Genomic DNA, 17,934 nt, shown 5'->3' with positions numbered 1-17,934 from the left:
ACCGCTGCCCCGAACCGCCTCACCGCTGCCCCGAACCGCCTCACCGCTGCCCCGAACCGCCTCACCGCTGCCCTGAACCGCCTCACCGCTGCCCTGAACCGCCTCAGACCCCGGGTCCCCCCCGGGTTTGAAGCCTCGACCGCCTCAAGCCCGTGGCTCCCCCGGGCTTCCGCGGTGCTCCCGCGCTCCTTCTTCCCGCCTCACGTCGCTCTCACCCCCATCCGCCGCCGCCGCGACGCGCCCCCTTGTCTATCCAACGGTCGTCCGGCGGCGTGAGGGGCGGGGTGGGGGTGTGCGCGGCAGCGCGCGGGGGGCGCGCTGTAGCACCGAACGAGGTGCCATAAGGTCCCAGGAGTCTCGACGCCCCAGGCGCGCCTTGTGTGGCGCGCACCATAACGTCTCAGTCATCAAGGCCCGAAGTGAGACATGCCGGGCGGTGTCCTCATGCGCAAGCTCCCCGCCGCCCGCCTAGGCGGATGGCCAGCGCCCCCCGCGCGCTGCCGCGCACACCCCCACCCCGCCCCTCGCGCCCCCAGGATCCCCCGTCACTCTTCTCGTGACCACGGCAGCAGCCCGGTAGCCAGGCTCTTCACCGCCGCCGCCAGCTCGATCGGCTCGATCGGCTTGGGCACGTGCATCTGGTACCCCGCCGCGAGCGCCCGCACCCGGTCCTCGGTCCGCGCGTACGGCGTCAGCGCCAGCGCCGGCGTCCGCCCCACCTTGCGCGGCAAGAGGTCCCGCACCTTCCGGATCAACGAGTACCCGTCTTCCCCGGGCATCCCGATGTCGACCACGAGCAGCGCCGGCTCCGACGTCTCGAGCAGCTTCATCGCCTCGGTCGAGGACGTCGCCGTGCTGACCTCGGCCCCGCAGCGCCGGAGCACCGACGACAGCATCGCCAGCGTGTCGGGATCGTCGTCCGCGATCAGCACGCGCACCCCGGTCAGCCTCGGGAACGGGTTCTTCGGATCCGGCGCGATCCCCGCGCTCGTCAGCGCCGTCGCCGCCGCCCCGGTGGACAGCGGCAGCTGCACCGTGCACGTCGTCCCGCGCCCGGGCCCTGCGCTCGTCATGCGCACCGTCCCCCCGTGCAGCCCCACGACGTGCCGCACGATCGACAGCCCCAGCCCGAGCCCGCCGTGCCGGCGTCCCCCGCTGTGGTCCTCGTGCCGGAAGCGCTCGAACACGTGCGGCAGCTGATCCGCCGAGATCCCCTCGCCGTCGTCGATCACCTTGATCTCGGCGAACCGGTCGTCCTGCGACAGCTGCACCTGGACGAGCCCCCCGGGCCGCGCGAACTTCACCGCGTTCGACAGGAGGTGCCACACGACCTGCTGCAGCCGCGCCGGATCGCCCTCCACGAACACGCCCTCCGGGTCGAGCCGCGTCTCGATCGCCACGCCCTTGCCCGCGGCGGACGGCAGGATCGACTCGACCGCCGTCTGCACCGGCAGCGTCAGCTCCACCGCGAGCCGCTCGATCTTCAGCGTGCCCGTCACGACCTGCGACGCGTCGAGCAGCTCGTCGATCAGCGTCACCTGGTGCTCTGCGTTGCGCTCGATCGCCGACAGCGCCCGCGTCTCCGCGACCCGGTCGAGCGAGCCGGCCTGCATCATCCGCGCCCAGCCGAGGATCGCGTTGAGCGGCGTGCGCAGCTCGTGCGACACGGTCCCGAGGAACTCGTCCTTCAGCCGGTTCGCGTCCTGCACCTCGCGGTAGAGCCGGGCGTTGTCGAGCGCGAGCGCCGCGCGGTGCGCGACCTCCTCGGCGAACGCGACGTCGGCCCGCTCGAAGAACCGCCCGGACTCGGACGACACCAGCGAGAGCGCCCCGAGGATCCGCCCGCGCGCCCGCAGCGCCACCACGAGGTACGAGAGCGGCGCGAGCTCCCGGGTCGCCGTCGCCTCCTCGGCCGTCATCGCCTCGTGCTGGAGCACGTCGCCGCGCACGTCCTGGTACAGCTCGGAGCGGCCGGTGCGCAGCACGCGCGCCACCGGGCCCGGCTCGCCGTCGAGCCGGCTCGGGTGGAAGCACCGGAGCAGCGGCTCCTTCAGCGGGCTCACGTGCGCCACCGCGACGTGGCGCAGGCCGAGCCCGTCGTCGACGTCGACCAGGCAGAAATCGGCGAGCATCGGGATCACGAGCCGCGCGAGCGACTGGAGCGTGGCCGTGAAATCCAGCGACGCCGCCAGGGCGGTGCTCACCTCGGCGAGGAACGCGAAGCGGCGCGCCGCCTCCTCCGCCTCGGCGCGCGCCGCCTGCACCCGGATCAGCCGCGCGCGCTCCTCCTCGGCCCGCTTGCGATCGGTGATGTCGCGGTGGATGCCCACCAGGAACAGCGGCCGGCCCTCCTGGTCGTGGACCGCGTACGCCGTGACCTCGATCGGCACCTCGGAGCCGTCCCGCCGCACGCACGGGACCTCGCCGACGTAGGTGCGCGACGCCTCGATCTGCTGGAGGATCCTCGCCGTGGACTCCTCCCGGACGTCCTCGCGGTGGAGCAGCCCCATGCTCTTGCCGACGATCTCCTCGGAGAGGTAGCCGAAGATCGACTCGGCCTCGCCCATCCAGTACCGGATGTTGCCCTCCACGTCGGTGACGAGGATGGCCTCGGGCATCTGCTTGAGCACCTCGTGCGAGAGGTGCATCGCCTCCTCGGTCTGCAGCGCGGAGAGGCGCGCCCGCTCGAGCGCCTGCGCGCTCTGCTGCACCAGCGCGAGCATGAACGCCCGGTCGTCCTCGGAGAACGACTGCGGCGCCGAGAAGCCGAACCCCACCGCCCCGAGCACGCGCCCCTCCAGGAAGAGCGGGATCGCCGCGTACGCGTGCTCGCCCGTCGCGGCGCAGCAGGACACGAAGCCCGGATCGAACCGGCGGATCCGCTCGTCGGACTCCAAGAAGATCGGCTGCCGCTCGCGGACGGCGCGCGCGAGCGGGAGCTCGGCGTGGAGATCGAACGTCTTGAAGCGCGCGATCTGCGCCTCCAGGTAGCCCGTCGAGCGCACCGTCTCGAGCTCGCCGCCGAGCCCGGCGCGCAGCGCCACCATGGCCGTCATCGCGCCGGCGGCCGCGACCACGTCGCTCGCGAGCACGCGCAGCACCGCGGGCGGCGTGATCGCGTCGGAGAGCGCGGCCGTCACCGCGAACAGCCAGGCGGCGCGGTCGGCGCTCCGCTCCGCGGACTGGCGCGCCTCCTCGGCCTTCCGGTAGAGGTAGGCGTTGTCGAGCGCCAGCGCCACGCGGTGCGCGAGCTCGGCCGCGAGCACGAGATCGTCCGCGGAGTAGACGCGGTTCGACTCGGAGACGCCGAACGAGAGCACGCCGAGCTTGCGGCCCCGCGCGATGAGCGGCACCGCCATCGCGGAGCGCGTGCCGAGCTGCTCCAGCGCGGCCGCGCGCTCCTTGGCCTCGTCGCTCTGCTCGCCGTCGACCTCGTGCAGCAGCTCCGACTCGCCGCTGTGCAGCACCTTCGCGATGCCGAGGCGCTCCTCCGCGTCGGGCGAGATCGCCCGCAGGAGCCCCTCGCGATCGGGGTTCACGTGCTTCGCCGCGACCCGGCAGAACGTGCTCTTCGACCCGCCCCCCTGGCCCGCGCGGCCGAAGATGGTCTCACCGCGCTCGCCGCGCGCGCGCGCCTCGTCGATCGCGGACCCGCCCGCGGATCGCTGGCGCCGCCCGTGCTGCGCCGCCGGCCCGGGCGTCAGGTCGAGCGCGCTCACCCCGGGCGCGAACGGCGGCACCTGGCCGGCTTCGACGGACGGCGGCGGCGGCGGGGGCGGCGTCGTGTCGACCAGGCCCATCGTGTCCGCGGCGCCGCGCTCGATCAGATCGACCGTGCACCAGTCGGCCATGTAGGGGACCGACAGGCGCGCGAGCCGCTCGAGGATCGTGTGTGGATCGAGCGATCCGGTGAGCTGTTCGCTCGCGTCCGCCAGGAACATCAGCTCATTATGGATCGCCCCGCCGCGGGGAGGCTTGAGGACCTGCCACGACATGGCGGTCTCGGGAGGGGTGCTGTCGCGCTCCATGATGTCTCGACGGCCGGCCGCATCGTAGCGAGGGCCGATCGCAGAAGCCAGCGGCGCCGGAGCGAGGCGCGCCGCGCTATATGTCGGGGCCGAGCCGCGCGCGGGCGCGGTGGACCAGCGCCTGGACGGCCTGGTGCGACTCGTCACGGACCGCGTCGACGTCCCGGTCCGTCGTGGCGATGGCCGCTCCGACCTCGAGCGCCGCGGGGATACGTCGCGCACGGCTCACCCGGGCCATGTGCGCCGCGAACGACTCGTCGAGGTAGGACGACTCCGCGCCCCCGTAGGCGAGGCCGACGGGGACGATCTCCGCGCCGACGCGGCACGCCGCGGCGAAGCCGCCCGCGCGGAACGGCCGCACCTCGTCCCCGGAGAACGTCGTCCCCTCGGGGTAGACCATCACACCACGGCCGCCCTTGAGCGCGGAGCTCATCGCCTGCACGACCGCGGCGCCGCTGCGCCTGCTCGATCGGTCGACGAACAACGTCCCGACGCGGCGCGCCGCCATGCCGATGACCGGCCAGCCGGCGAGGTCGGCGCGGCTCACGACAGTGGCCTCGAAAAAAGCGAGCGTGATCATGATGTCGAGCGCGGAGCGGTGGTTCATCACGAACAGCCGCCCGCGGCCGGCGGCGTCGCGGCCGGGGTAGTGCCCCGCGCCATCGCCGCCGCCCGCGGCGCCTCGCGCGGGCTCCCCCACGAAGGGCCCCGCCGCGCGCACGTCGAGGCCCCAGAGCCGGAGGAGCGCGCGGCCGTACCGGCGCATCCAGGTATGAAGGACCACGTCGCGGACCGCGGCGCTGGACAGCGCCGTGTCGACCTCGAGCAGGCCGTACATGCCGAAGGTGAGGCCGACGAAGCCGGCCGTGCGGAGGGGGAAGCGGAGGGCGTCGAGGGGGTGAGCGCGGTTCATGCTCCGGGTGTCCTGCCCGCTCGGGCGAGCGGGGAGCGAGGCTATTTCACGCCCGGCCGCGGAGAAAGCGCCTTCACCCGCCCGACGCGGGGGCGCCTTCGAGCAGCCGCTTCAGGACGTCGTTCACGACCGCCGGGCTCGCGCTGCCCCCGGTCCGCTTCATGATCTGCCCCACGAAGAAGCCGAGCAGCGCGGTCTTGCCGGCGCGGTACGCCGCGGCCTGCTTCGCGTTCGCGCCGATGACCTCGGCGGCGATCGCCTCGATCGCGGAGGCGTCGCTCATCACGGCCATGCCCTTGTCGCGGACGATGTCGGCGGGGGCCCGGTCCGTGCCGGCCATCTCCGTGTACACCTCCTTGGCCTGCTTGCCGCTGATCGCGCCCTCGTCGACCAGGCGGAGCAGCGCGGCGATCTGCGACGGGGAGACGGGGAACGTCGCGGTGAGGCCCGCCGTGCGGGCGTCGCGCAGCACCTCGCCCTGCACGAAGTTCGCGACCTTCACCGCGTCGCCGTGGAGCAGCGCCGCCTCCTCGAAGAAGGCGGCGATCCGGGGGTGGCCGGTCAGGACCGACGCGGCGTACGGCGTGAGGCCGAGCGACTCGGAGAAGCGGCGGCGCTTCTCGGCCGGCGACTCCGGGAGCGTGGCGCGCACGTCGGCGAGGAACGCCTCGTCGACCACGAGCGGCGGCAGGTCCGGCTCGGGGAAGTAGCGGTAGCCGGACTCGTTCTCCTTGTCGCGCAGGAGGTACGTCTCCTTCTTGTCCGCGTTGTAGCCGCGGGTCTGCTGGCGCACCCGGCCGCCCTGCTCGATCAGCGCGATCTGCCGCCGGATCTCGAGGTCGATCGCCTCGGCGACGAAGCGGAACGAGTTGATGTTCTTGAGCTCCGTCCGCGTGCCGAGCTTCGTCTCCCCTGCCCTGCGCACCGAGACGTTGGCGTCGCAGCGGAAGCTGCCCTGCTCGAGGTTGCCGTCGTTCACGCCGATGAACATGAGGATCTCGCGCAGCCGCTTCAGGTACTCGGCCGCCTCGGCGCCCGAGCTCAGATCGGGCTCGCCGACGATCTCGATGAGCGGGGTGCCGGCGCGGTTGAGATCGACCACCGACAGGCCGCCGACGCCGTGCAGGTTCTTGCCGGCGTCCTCCTCCATGTGCACGCGCGTGATCCCCGCCCGCTTCTTCCCGGCCTCGGTCTCGATCTCGAGCGCGCCGCGCAGCGCGAGCGGCCGGTCGTACTGGCTGAGCTGGAAGCCCTTCGGCAGGTCCGGGTAGAAGTAGTTCTTCCGCGCGAAGATGCTGTGTTCCTGGAGGGTGCAGCCGAGCGCGAGCGCGGCGCTCACCGCCATCCGGACCGCCTCGCGGTTCAGCACCGGGAGCGCGCCCGGGAGCCCGAGGCAGACCGGGCACGTGTGCGTGTTCGGCGGGTCGCCGAAGCTGGTCGCGCAGCCGCAGAACGCCTTGGTGCGGGTGAGGAGCTGCGCGTGGACCTCGAGCCCGATGACCGCCTCGAAGGAGCCGTACGTCGTCGCCATGGGCCGCCGTTCTAGCAGAACCACGGGCGGCGAGGGGCCGCGGCGGGCGGCCCCGCCGGCCGGGTCAGTGCTCGGCGTGATCGCGCGTGAGGCCCGGGTGGGTCGGGTCGCCCGGCTCGTGGCGCGGGTTCGCGGTCACCTGCGTGCCGTCGCGGTCGCTGAGCGCCATGAGGAGGTCGCGCCGGTAGATGAACTGCTCGCGCGAGTCGTAGGGCGCCGCGTGGAGGCCCGTGTCCATCCGGATCGCGTCGACGGGGCACGCCTCGACGCAGAAGCCGCAGAACACGCAGCGGAGCTCGTCGATGACGAAGCTGCCCGGGTACCGCTCGTAGCCGCGCCGCCGGTCGCCCTCGGGGTACTCGGCCGGGTCGATCGCGATGCACTGGGCCGGGCACGCCGTCGAGCAGCAGAGGCAGGCGACGCAGCGGGGCGAGCCGTCGTCGCGCAGCGTGAGCCGGTGGACGCCCCGGAAGCGCTCCGGGTAGGGGCGCTTCTCCTCGGGGTAGCTGATGGTCGTGACCCCCGGCTCGAGCGACTCGAGCACCGGATCCGGCTTCTGGCCGAGGACCATCTCCTTCGTGTTCTTGAAGAAGTGCTTCATCGTGAGGCCCAGCCCCTTCACCATTTCGGGGATGTAGGCCTGCACGTCGGCGCTCCGGTTGGGGCGCGGGATGGGCTTGCCGGCGATCGGCTTGCCGGCCGGCTTCGTCCAGGGGTTGCTCAGGGGAGCTTTCGGCATGGGGGTTCTCCTGCGCCTGCTTACGCCTGCTGGGGCGACGCCTTCGTGCCGCCCGCGGCGGCGGCGAACCGGGCCGCGGTGGAATGGAGGAAGCGGTTGCGCTCGACCGGCTCGAGCAGCCCGACGATCAGCGCCACGACCGCGGCGAACCCGCCGAGGGCGACGACCGCCTGCGTGACGTCGGCGGCCGCCTGGAGGCCGTCGCGGAGCCCGGCGGGCGCCGAGTCGACCGCCAGCACCAGGACGCCGGTCACCATCATGTTCGCGATCGCGAGCGGCAGGAGCTTCGTCCAGCCGAGCCGCATCACCTGGTCGTAACGGAAGCGCGGCAGCGTCCAGCGGAAGAAGACCTGCACCCACGTCATGAGGATCGTCTTCGCGAAGAACGCGACCACGTAGATCACGCTCACGGCGAGGTGCGTCATCTGGTACTTCGGCAGGAGCTGCACGCCGCCGATCGCGACGTTGAGGCCGTCGCGGTCGAGGAACGGCAGGTGGTAGCCGCCGAAGAAGAGCGTGACGAGCAGCGCGCTCGACGTGATGAGCTCCACGTACTCGCCCGTCATGAACATCCCGAACTTCATGCCGGAGTACTCGACGAAGTAGCCGGCGACGATCTCGCTCTCGCCCTCGGGCTGGTCGAACGGGATGCGCTTCGTCTCGGCGGCGAGCGCCGCGAGGAACAGGAAGAACGCGACCGGCTGCACGAAGATCCCCCACGCGTGGTTGACCTGCCACTGCACCATGTCGCCGAGCCGGACGCTGCTGTAGATGATGAAGAGCCCGACGACGCTGAGGCCCATCGCGACCTCGTAGCTGACCATCTGGCTCGCGGCGCGCAGCCCGCCGAGCAGCGAGAACTTGTTGTCGCTCGCCCAGCCGGCGATCGCGGCGCCGATGACGCCCGTGCCCGCCATCGCGAAGATGTACAGGATGCCGACGTTGAGGTCGGCGACCTGCAGGTTCACGACGTGGCCGTTGCAGGTGAACGCCGGGTCGACCGTGTGCTTGAGGTTCGCGAGATCCGCGAAGCCGAAGACCCGGTCGCCGTTGTCCTCGAAGCAGAGCTTGTCGCCGAACGGGATGACCGCGAACGTCACCAGCGCCGGGAACATCGCGAGCAGCGGCGCGAGCGAGTGGAGGAGCCGGTCGGCGTTCTTCGGGATGAAGTCCTCCTTCCAGATCATCTTGATCGCGTCGGCGGCGGCGTGGAGCGTGCCGAGCAGCCGCAGCGGCACCTTGCCCTCGGGCACACGCGCGGCCGCGTAGATGCCCGACACGAACAGCAGCCCGGCGAGCAGGCCGTTCGCGACCCGCGCCGCGAGCGGCGCCGCCGAGAGCGGGACCGCCTGCGTCACGAAGAAGACGAGCACGTGGGCCATCACGCCGGCGTAGAAGATGCTCCGGGGGTCGACGCGGGCGAGCGCCTCCTCGGCCGCGTTGATCGGGCCGCCCTTGCGGGCCGACGCGCAGAACACGAGGAGGCTGAACCAGCCCACGAGCACGGCGAGCTGCGCGCCGATCACGAGCGCCTCGGCCCCGGCGGCCGCGGTCATCTGGCGCGTCGCCGTGAGCACGGCGAGCGCCCCGAGCAGCGTCGGGGGCAAGAGGACGATCGCCTTCACGATCAGGGACGGCAGGTAGACGACGGCGCGGTTCGGGCCGACGCGGTCCTGCACCATCGCGCCCTGGCGCCGGTCGGCCCAGGTGGCGATCGCCGCCATGTTCAGCAGGAAGAGGACAACGATGAGGATCTTGACGATCGCGAGAACGACCTCGACGCTGGTCATGCCGTGGCCTCCGTCTTCTTGATCTCAGGCCGCGCCACGTCGGCGACGGCGGTCGCCGCGGCCGCGTGCGGCCCGGGCGCGCCGCCGGGCGCCGCCGGCGCCGGGGAGAGCCCGCCCGCGACCGCGGCGCCGGGCGGCATCGCGCGGCGGATGTCGGCGAGGGTCTTCCAGCCGGTCGCGTAGCCGAGCGTGCGCCCGAGCCGGCCGATCAGCTCCCAGGCGGGGCGCGCGTCGCCGTGCGGGCGGATCGCCCGCTCGCTGCCCTGCGCCATGCCCTTCCGGTTCACGTACGTCCCCTCGGCCTCGGCCCACGAGCACGCGGGCAGCGCGACGCGCGCCGCCTTCGCGAGCGGCCCCTCGTGCGCGGCGATCGTCACCACGCCCTTCAGGCGCGAGAGCGCCCGCTGCGCCTCGCCCGCGTCGACCTCGAGGTCCGACCCGAGCGCGAGCACGAACGCGTACTGCCCCGACGCGATCCCCTGGAGCAGCTCCGCGACCGGGCGCGGCGGGGTCGCCGCCGCGATCTGCATCACGCCGCGGGTGTTCGGGTTCTTGTCCTCGCTCATGAGGATCTCGTCGCCCCGGCCGAGCGGCTTGCCCGACACGAAGAAGTCGGTCGCGCCGAGGTACGTCGTCGCCAGGTGGTAGAGCGCGAAGTTGTCCTCGTTCGAGTGCTGGGCGGACAGGACGATCGCGACCTTCGACGGGTCGTCGGCGTGGCCCGCGAGCTGCTCCTTGGCCGCGGCGAGCGCGTCGTCGAGGCTCGCGTCGTCGTTGCCGACGAGCGCCGTGAGCAGCCGCCCCTCGACCGCGCGCCGGTACGAGAGCATGCCGTCGTCGCACATCCAGTACGTGTTGACGGCCATGTTCTCGCGCGGCCGGTGCCGGTACGGCGTGTTGTTGCGCGGATCGTAGTCGAGGTAGGCGTTGCAGCCGGTCGCGCAGCCCTGGCAGACGGTCCGGGCGCTGCGGAGGAACCAGACCCGCGCCTTGAACCGGAAGTCGCTCGACGTGAGCGCGCCGACCGGGCACACGTGCTCGGTCATCAGCGTGTAGTCGTGGTCGAGCTCCCGCCCCGGCGAGACCGTGATCTCCCCGAGGTTGCCGCGCTCGCGGACCGAGAGCACCGGGTCCTTGGCGAGCTCGTTGCAGACGCGGATGCAGCGCGTGCAGACGATGCAGCGCTCGGCGTCGTAGACGATGGTCGGCCCGAAGACGACCGCCTTCGGCTTGTGGACCGGCTCCTGCTGCATCCGCTTGCCCTTGCGCTGGTGCTCGAGCCAGTAGTCCTGGAGGCGGCACTCGCCCGCCTGGTCGCAGATCGGGCAGTCGACCGGGTGGTTCAGGAGGAGCAGCTCCTGCACCGCCGAGCGCGCCTCGGCCACGTGCTCGCTGCTCTCGGAGAGCACCTCCATGCCGGGCGCGCAGCCCATCTGGCACGCGGGCTGGAGCTTCGGCTTCGCCGCCGGCACGTAGTCCTGCTTCGCCGGATCCCAGCGCAGGATGTCGAGGCTCATCGCCGGCCGCCCCGGCGGGGGCAGCACCTCCACGAGGCACATCCGGCAGTTGGCGGCGACGGAGAGGCCGGGGTGCCAGCAGTAGTGGGGGATGTCGATCCCGGAGCGGTGCGCCGCCCGGATGATCGTGTCACCGCTCTCGAAGGGGATCTCCCTTCCGTCGATCTTGATCGTAGGCATCGTGATCTCGATTCCCGGCAGGGCCGCGCAGGGCCCCTGCATCCTTAAGTCGGTCGGTCGACGCGAGCGCTCCTCTCGCCGTCGCTCGGTCCTCGCTCGTCTTCGCTCGGTTTCGCGGAGGCGCCTCGCTCAGGGGCCCCGCTCAGTGGTCGCACTCCCCGCCGATCATGTTGAGGGAGCCGAAGGTCGGCACGACGTCGGGGATCATCAGCCCGGTGATGAGCTGGGAGAGCCCCTGCGTCGTGGCGAAGCACGGCGGGCGGATGCGGACCCGGTAGGGCGTGCCGCTGCCGTCGGACACCAGGTAGAAGCCGAGCTCGCCGTTGCCCGCCTCGGTGTACGAGTAGCACTCGCCGGCGGGCACCTTGATGCCCTCCATCACGATCTTGAAGTGCTGGATCGTCGCCTCGATGGTCGTGTAGACCTCCTCCTTGGGCGGCAGCACGATCCGCGGATCGTCGACGTTGATCGGCCCCTCGTCGGGCATCTGATCGAGCGCCTGCTCGATGATCCTGCCCGCCTGGCGGATCTCCTCCTGGCGGCACATGAACCGGTCGTAGTTGTCGCCGCGCGTCCCGACCGGCACGTCGAAGTCGAGGCGGTCGTAGACCATGTACGGGTGCGCGCGGCGCACGTCGTACGGCACGCCGGTCGCCCGGAGGCAGACGCCGGTCCAGCCGAGCGCGAGCGCGTCCTCCTTCGAGATCCGCCCGACGCCGTCGAGGCGATCGAGGAAGATGCGGTTCTTCAGGATGAGCTTCTCGGCGTCGTGCACGAGCGTGAGCACGCGGGCGAGGCCGGCCCGGACCATCGCCTTGAAGTCGGCCGTGGGCGGCCGCGCCATGCCGCCGACGCGGCCGAAGCTGTGCGTCAGGCGGGCGCCGGTCTCCTCCTCGAAGATCTCCCAGAAGATCTCGCGCGCGCGGCAGAGGTAGAGGAACGGCGTGAACGCGCCGAGCTCCATGCTCATGGCGCCGCTGCAGATCATGTGGTCGCAGATCCGCGCCATCTCGCCGAGGATCACGCGGTAGTACTGGCAGCGCTCCGGGACCGTGACGCCGAGCATCTTCTCGACCGCCAGCGCGAAGCCGACGTTGTTGAGCATCGGCGAGACGTAGTTGAGCCGGTCGACGTACGGGAAGACCTGCGTCCACGTGCCGCGCTCGCACATCTTCTCGAAGCCGCGGTGCAGGTAGCCGATCTGCACGTCGGCCTTGTTGATCGTCTCGCCGGACAGCTCGAGCACGATCCGCACCGTGCCGTGCATCGCCGGGTGGGACGGCCCCATGTTGAGGAGCATCGGCTCGCTCGGCAGCTCGAGCTCGCCCGCGTCAAGATCGCGATCCAGAGGTTCCATGGTGGCTTAACTTCGCTCCTCGAGGACGAGCGGGCTGATGCCGTGCGGCTTGGCCTTGTCGGAAGGCTCGTCGCCGCCGGTGGATTCGAGGGTTGCGCCGCGCCCGTCGTCGTAGAGCGCGAAATCGTGCGACTGGCGGCCGAAGCTCATGCCCTCGTCGGGGCCGAACGGCGGCAGCTTGCCGGTGTTCGGGACGTCGCGGAACGGCACCAGCGGCTGGATGCGGTTCGCGGGGTAGTCCTTGCGCAGCGGGTGCCCCTGGAACTCCGGGTACATCAGGATGCGCCGGAGGTCGGGGTGCCCCTTGAACACGATGCCGAGCAGGTCGAAGCACTCGCGCTCGAACCAGTTCGCGCCCTTCCACACCGGGACGATCGAGTCGAGCTCGGCGCCGTTGCCCTCCTCGTCGCCCACGCGCGCCTTGATCCGGATGCGGTGGGCCCGCTCGAGCGAGCGGAGGTGGCAGACCACCTCGAAGCGGGGCACGTCGCCGCGCCAGAGGTAGTCGACCGCGGTGAGGTCGACGAACATGTTCATCAGGCAGCGCGGGTCGTTGCGCAGGAAGAGCGCGACGTCGCGCCACGCGACCGGGTCGATGACGGCGGTGTCGTCGCCGAACTGCGAGTGCGTCTCCAGGATCGCGCCCGGGAACTGCGCCGTCAGGATCTCGAGGACCTTCTTGCTCACGGCGCGCTCCTGTCCTTGCGCAGGGTGACCAGCCGCTCGGCCTGCGCGGGATCCTCCCGCGGCTTCACGATCGCGGGCGTGCGATCGCCGCGCGCGATCTTGTCCTGGAGCAGCATGAGGCCGTCGAGCACCGCCTCGGGCCGCGGCGGACACCCGGGCACGTAGACGTCGCAGGGGATCACCTTGTCGATGCCGGCGACGGTCGTGTAGTTGTCGTAGAACCCGCCGCACGACGCGCACGTCCCGAAGGCGAGGACCCACTTCGGGTCCGCCATCTGCTCGTAGATGCGCTTCAGCGCGGGCGCCTGGCGCTGGCTGATGGTCCCCACCACCCAGAGCAGGTCGGCCTGGCGCGGCGAGAAGCGCGGCACCTCGGCGCCGAACCGCGCCATGTCGTAGCGCGGGCTCGCCATGGCCATGTACTCCATCCCGCAACACGCCGTCACGAACGGGTACTGGAACAGGGAGTACTTCTTCGCCCAGTTGAGCAGCGCGTCCACGCGGGTGGTCGCGAAGCCGTGCTCGCCCCCGTCGAGCACCCGCATCGAGGTGCTGCCGCTCGTTATTTCTCCCATTCCAGAGCTCCCTTCTTCCACACGTACACGAGGGCGACGACGAGCAGCGCGATGAACGAGCCCATCGTCGCGAGGCCCGTCCAGCCCAGCGAGCGGAACTGGATCGTCCACGGGTAAATAAGGACCGCCTCGATGTCGAACACGACAAAGAGGATCGCCGTCAGGTAGAACTTCACGCTCGGCTTGACGAAGCGCCCGCCCGTCGAATCGCTGCCGCATTCGTACGGGATCATCTTCTCGGCCGTCGGGTTCTTCGGGCCGAGCAGCGACGTCAGCGTGAACATCGCGAGCGCGATGACGGCGGCCACGAGAAACAGCAGGAACAAGGGGATGTAGGTGGCCATCGAGAGAGCACTCCTGCGGGTAACCCCCGGGAGGGTCGACCGTCTCGCCGCAGCGCGCGGCTTTTCAGGCGAGACCTCAGGGCCCGCGGCCCCGAACCATGCAGTCCAACTTGATGAGAGCGGCGCGGGGACCCTGCCGGAAGCCAGCGAAAATCCGAGCAATCTCGGCTTAATCCGCGCCGGGCGCCGGATCTAGTCGCCCGCCGCGGGGGTGTCAATGGAGGCGGTCCGTGGCGTGATGTCACGCGACGCCCGCGCGCTGGGCCGGCGACGCCCCGCCACGTTAGGAGCGGTTCGCGGCGAGGACCAGCCCGCGCCACGCGGTGAGCGCCGTGCCCAGGGTGGCCTCGATCTCGCGGATTTCCTCGACCATCTCGGCGTCCGGCACGCCGGCGCTCCGCGCCTCGCGGACGCAGGCGAGCGCGGCGACGAACTTCTTGCGCTGCACGAACGCCCGCGCGAGCAGCGGCCAGATGTGCTTGGGCGGGGCGCCGAGGTTCGCGGCGCGCCGGAGCGGCCCGATGGCCTCGCCCGCCCGGCCGTCGTCGAGCATGGCCTCGCCCAGCCGGCGGAAGATGTCGCCGGCGGCGGCTCCATCCTGCGCGTACTGCACGGCGAGGCGCATGACCTCCTCGCCCTGGTGCTCCTCGCCGAGCTTGACGCAGGCGGTGCCGAGCAGGCCGAGGCCCTTGGCGATCAGGCTGCGGGCGTCCGGCGTCAGCATCTGCCCCTCGGGGGTGCGCAGGAAGATCGCGAGCGGCGCCGGCCACGTGCCGAGCAGCTGGATCACCTTCGGGAAGTCGCCGCGCTGCGAGGCGACCTCGGCCTCGGCGACCTTCGTGAGATCGATCGCGGAGCGCGCCCCGGCCGATGCCCGCTCCAGCTCGTCGCGCACGTGCGAGCGGATGCGCGCGCGGAACTCGTTGAGCTCGTGCGTCTCCTCGATGCCGTCGCGCAGGAGGAGCAGGCGCGAGGTCTTCCCCTCGACGAAGAGCTTGCGGAGGCTGTACCCGTAGAGCGGGGCGAGCAGCAGGTAGCGGACGCCGATGTGGAGCTGGATGCCCTCGAGGTCGGTGTCCCGCTCCGGGGCGTGGGGCGTCGTGTCGTCCGTGAGCAGGGCGCCGACCAGGCGGTGGCGGAAGTCGGCGAGCGTGAGCCGCTGGACGTCGCCGTCGATGTCCTCCTCGCCCGGCGGCGCGATAACGAAGTCGACCAGCGTGTTGTCCGGGTTGCGGCGATCGACGGTCAGCGCGGTGATGCGCGCGCCCGTAATCATCGAGAACGCGAAGAACGCCTCGCCTACGATCTCACACAGGGCCTGGAAGCTGCCGATGCCGTCGCCTATACGCTCGAACCAGCCGTCGGTCCGCACGGCATCGAGAGAGAACACACGTTCCTTTGGCATGGTTCGATCCGGAGCACGGGGACACGTCCCGGAGGATGACGGACGCGCGTCCCGGGGCGCGAGACTCGCACGGGCGCGCGCAGCTCTCAAGAAAACTCCTAGGGATCCGCGGCGCTGCTCCGCCAGGCGGGCCGCCGGGCGGCGCGGCGAGCGGGTGCGCCGCCCGCCACCGCCATCCATCACGCCACGCCGGGCCACCTGACCCTACGCCCCTGCCGCGGGCGGCCCTGCCGCGGGCCGACCCGCGACGCCGCGTCGCGTCAAGGGGCCGCGGCGTTGATGTGCAGCGTGAGGTTGCCGGACGAGGAGGGCCGGCTGTCGGCGACGATCGTGATCACCTGCCCCGCGGTGAGGGTCACGTTCACCCGGGAGGTGACGCCGCTCGCGTTGTCGTTGCACGCGAGCTCGGCGCCCGTGCAGCTGTCGCCGTCGTGCACGTGGAGGACCGTATCGAAGGTCGAGGACAACGTGTCGATCACGTAGGTCCCGTCCGCCGGCGCGGTGAAGCGGTAGACCCGGTCGTTGCCGCTGGACGCGACGCAGCTCGGCGCGGCGGAGTTCGGCTGGGTCAAGGTGGGGCCAGTCGCCGTCTGCGGCACCGTCGACCCGAGATCGATGGGGCTCGCGCAGGTGGCCGTGCCGTCGAACAGGCTGACGTTGAGCGTGTAGGCGCCCGCCGCGCTGGTGCCGGCGCCGTCGACGACGACGACGACCGCCTGGCCCGCCGTGAGCGGCACCGCCACCCGCGACTGCGGGCCCGCCGTGTTGTCGTTGCAGCCGAGCGACGCGCCGCCGCACGAGCCGTCGAGCACGTGGACGATCGTGTTGAAGCTCGATCCGAACGTGTCGAAGACGTACACGCCGTCGTTCGGGGCGGTGAAACTGTAGGTCGCCTCGGCGCCGCCGGGCGCGCCGCAGGCCGCGCTCACGAAGTCGCCGCGGCCGGCGGTGGTGCCCGTCACCGTCTGCGGCACGACCGACCCGAGCTCGTTCTCCGGGCACGGGGGCGCGAGGATCCCGTCGACGTTGAGCGTGAAGGCGCCGGAGCTCCCGAACGCGCCGTCCACGACCACGTACGCCGTCTGCCCCTCCGCGAGCGGCGTCACGACCTGCGACTGGGAGGACGTCGCGTCGTTGTTGCAGCCCAGCGACCGGCCCGTGCAGCTGCCATCGTGGACGTGGAGCACGGTGTCGAAGCTCGAGCCGAACGTGTCGAACGTGTACCGCCCGGCGGCGGGCGCCGTGAAGCTGAAGCTCATCTCGGGGGCGGCGCCCGTGAGGCAGGACGGCTCCAGGTAATGGTCGAGGCCGGTCGTGTTGCGGTTCACGCTTTGCGGGAACGTGGAGCCGAGATCCTCCATGGGGCACGGGGGCGGGACCCATTCGGAGATGTTCAGCGTGAAGGGCCCGGCCTCGCCGCTCGCGCCGTCGACGACGACCACGACCGTCTGTCCGGCGGTGAGGTCCGTCGTGATGCGCGACTGCGCGCCCTCCTGGGAGTCGTCGTTGCAAGCGATCACGCGGCCGTCGCACCCGCCGTCGCGCAGCTCGAGCACGGTGTTGTACCCGGAGCCGAACGTATCGAAGACGTACTTTCCGTCGGCCGGCGCCGTGAAGACGTAGCTCGCGTCAGGGCCGTCGGGGTCGCCGCAGGTCGGCGTGAACCGGTCGCCGAGCAGCGCGGTGTCGCCGGTGATGACCTGCGGGAGCTCGGTGATGACCTCGTCGGTCGTGGGGCAGATCGGCGGGCCGGCCTGCCCCAGGTTGAGCTTGAACTCGCCCTCCGCGCCGTCGAAGCCGGTCACGACGACGAGGACCGACTGCCCCTCTGTGAGGATGACTCGGAGCTTGGACTGGGCGCCCTGGGCGTCGTCGTTGCAGCCGAGCTGAGCGCAGTCGACCGCGCCCACCACGCCAAGGGCCGTGTCGAACCCGGACCCGAAGGTATCCATCGTGTAGGTCCCGTGCTCGGGGGCCGTGAAGAGATAGACATGCTCCGACGAGCCGGCGGCCACGCACGCGAGGCCATAGTTCGTCTCGCCCCCGACGGTCGTCCCCGTCAAGGTCAGCGGGAGCGAGCTCGTGATCTCCTCGGTCGTGCCGAGGACGCAGGAGCACGCGCCCTCCTGGCAGAACGCCCCTCGCTCGCACGCGACGCCGCACGCGCCGCAGTGGAGCTCGCTGGTCTGCAGGTTGGCGCACGCGACGCCGCACTCGGCGAGGCCTTCGGAGCAGGTGCAGGCGCCCTCGACGCACTGCTGGCTCGGCGAGCAGCTCTCCCCGCACGCGCCGCAGTTCGCCATGTCGCTCTGGAGGCTCACGCAGGCGCCGTCGCAGTCCTCGAGGCCCTCGCCGCAGCCGCACTCGCCGTCCGCGCAGATCTGCCCCTCCGCGCACTCCTCGCCGCACGCGCCGCAGTGCCGCGGGTTGCTCTCGAGGTCGGCGCAGACGCCGGCGCAGTCGGTCTCGCCCTCGTCGCACCCCCCGTCGGACTCGCCTCGGCCGCCCTCGCCGCCTTCGCCGCCGGCGCCGCCGCCGCCCTCGCCGCCGCCGCCCTCGCCGCCCTCGCCACCCTGGCAGCGGCCCTCCGCGCAGCCCTGCCCCTCCGCGCAGGCGTCGCCGCACGCGCCGCAATGGTCCGCGTTGGCCTGGGTATCGACGCACTGGCCATCGCACAGCGACAGCCCATCACGGCACTCCCCCGACGAATTGGAGCTCTGGGCGCACGACGCCGCGAAGACGACCCCCGCGGCCAGCAGCAGCGCAGCGGACGAGAGGGTGGGCGTGAGGCGCGTTCGGAATCTTTTCATAGCCATCCTTGGTGTTTCCTGGCCGATCGAGGCGAAGCGAAGCGCAAGCCGCGCGCGA

General features: G+C 71.7%; 12 protein-coding genes. All 12 read right to left on the bottom strand.

Annotated features, from left to right (window positions below):
• Positions 1-545 precede the first annotated feature (545 nt).
• The 12 genes from WMF43_RS03845 to WMF43_RS03790 all read right to left on the bottom strand — a co-directional run bounded on the left by WMF43_RS03845 (position 546) and on the right by WMF43_RS03790 (position 17,876).
• A complete protein-coding gene (locus WMF43_RS03845) occupies positions 546-4,028 on the bottom strand; it encodes a GAF domain-containing protein (protein WP_437677571.1) in 3,483 nt (1,160 codons plus the stop codon).
• A 76-nt stretch (positions 4,029-4,104) separates the two neighbouring features.
• Positions 4,105-4,941 carry a lysophospholipid acyltransferase family protein gene (locus WMF43_RS03840; protein ID WP_437677570.1) on the bottom strand — a complete coding sequence of 279 codons (837 nt, stop codon included), beginning with the start codon at positions 4,939-4,941 and terminating at the stop codon, positions 4,105-4,107.
• A gap of 73 nt (positions 4,942-5,014) precedes the next feature.
• Positions 5,015-6,472 carry an Asp-tRNA(Asn)/Glu-tRNA(Gln) amidotransferase subunit GatB gene (gene gatB / locus WMF43_RS03835; RefSeq protein ID WP_437677569.1) on the bottom strand — a complete coding sequence of 486 codons (1,458 nt, stop codon included), beginning with the start codon at positions 6,470-6,472 and terminating at the stop codon, positions 5,015-5,017.
• A 64-nt stretch (positions 6,473-6,536) separates the two neighbouring features.
• Positions 6,537-7,211, bottom strand: a complete 675-nt coding sequence (locus tag WMF43_RS03830) for a NuoI/complex I 23 kDa subunit family protein (protein ID WP_437677568.1) — start codon at positions 7,209-7,211, stop codon at positions 6,537-6,539.
• Between the two features lie 20 nt (positions 7,212-7,231).
• Entirely contained in the window at positions 7,232-9,001 is a 1,770-nt protein-coding gene (locus WMF43_RS03825; protein ID WP_437677567.1) for a complex I subunit 1/NuoH family protein, read from the bottom strand.
• The gene (locus WMF43_RS03820; protein WP_437677566.1) at positions 8,998-10,698 is read right to left on the bottom strand and encodes a molybdopterin-dependent oxidoreductase; all 1,701 of its coding nucleotides are present in this window, start codon (positions 10,696-10,698) and stop codon (positions 8,998-9,000) included. Before WMF43_RS03820 ends, WMF43_RS03825 begins: the two co-directional genes overlap by 4 nt.
• 142 nt (positions 10,699-10,840) lie before the next feature.
• Positions 10,841-12,055, bottom strand: a complete 1,215-nt coding sequence (locus WMF43_RS03815; RefSeq protein WP_437677565.1) for an NADH-quinone oxidoreductase subunit D — start codon at positions 12,053-12,055, stop codon at positions 10,841-10,843.
• A gap of 6 nt (positions 12,056-12,061) precedes the next feature.
• Positions 12,062-12,742 carry an NADH-quinone oxidoreductase subunit C gene (locus WMF43_RS03810; protein ID WP_437677564.1) on the bottom strand — a complete coding sequence of 227 codons (681 nt, stop codon included), beginning with the start codon at positions 12,740-12,742 and terminating at the stop codon, positions 12,062-12,064.
• Positions 12,739-13,287, bottom strand: a complete 549-nt coding sequence (locus WMF43_RS03805; RefSeq protein ID WP_437683938.1) for an NADH-quinone oxidoreductase subunit B — start codon at positions 13,285-13,287, stop codon at positions 12,739-12,741. The genes WMF43_RS03810 and WMF43_RS03805 overlap by 4 nt, the downstream gene beginning before the upstream one ends.
• Before the next feature lie 17 nt (positions 13,288-13,304).
• Positions 13,305-13,661, bottom strand: a complete 357-nt coding sequence (locus tag WMF43_RS03800; protein WP_437677563.1) for an NADH-quinone oxidoreductase subunit A — start codon at positions 13,659-13,661, stop codon at positions 13,305-13,307.
• A 283-nt stretch (positions 13,662-13,944) separates the two neighbouring features.
• Positions 13,945-15,051, bottom strand: a complete 1,107-nt coding sequence (locus WMF43_RS03795) for a hypothetical protein (RefSeq protein WP_437677562.1) — start codon at positions 15,049-15,051, stop codon at positions 13,945-13,947.
• Positions 15,052-15,326: 275 nt separating this feature from the next.
• Positions 15,327-17,876, bottom strand: coding sequence for an MXAN_6577-like cysteine-rich protein (locus WMF43_RS03790; RefSeq protein ID WP_437677561.1), 2,550 nt, complete (start codon positions 17,874-17,876; stop codon positions 15,327-15,329).
• Positions 17,877-17,934: the final 58 nt, after the last annotated feature.

Origin of the sequence: Sorangium sp. So ce131 (assembly GCF_051519095.1) — a bacterium.
Taxonomy (GTDB): Bacteria; Myxococcota_A; Polyangia; order Polyangiales; family Polyangiaceae; genus Sorangium.
This window is presented reverse-complemented; position numbering and strand designations above follow the sequence as displayed.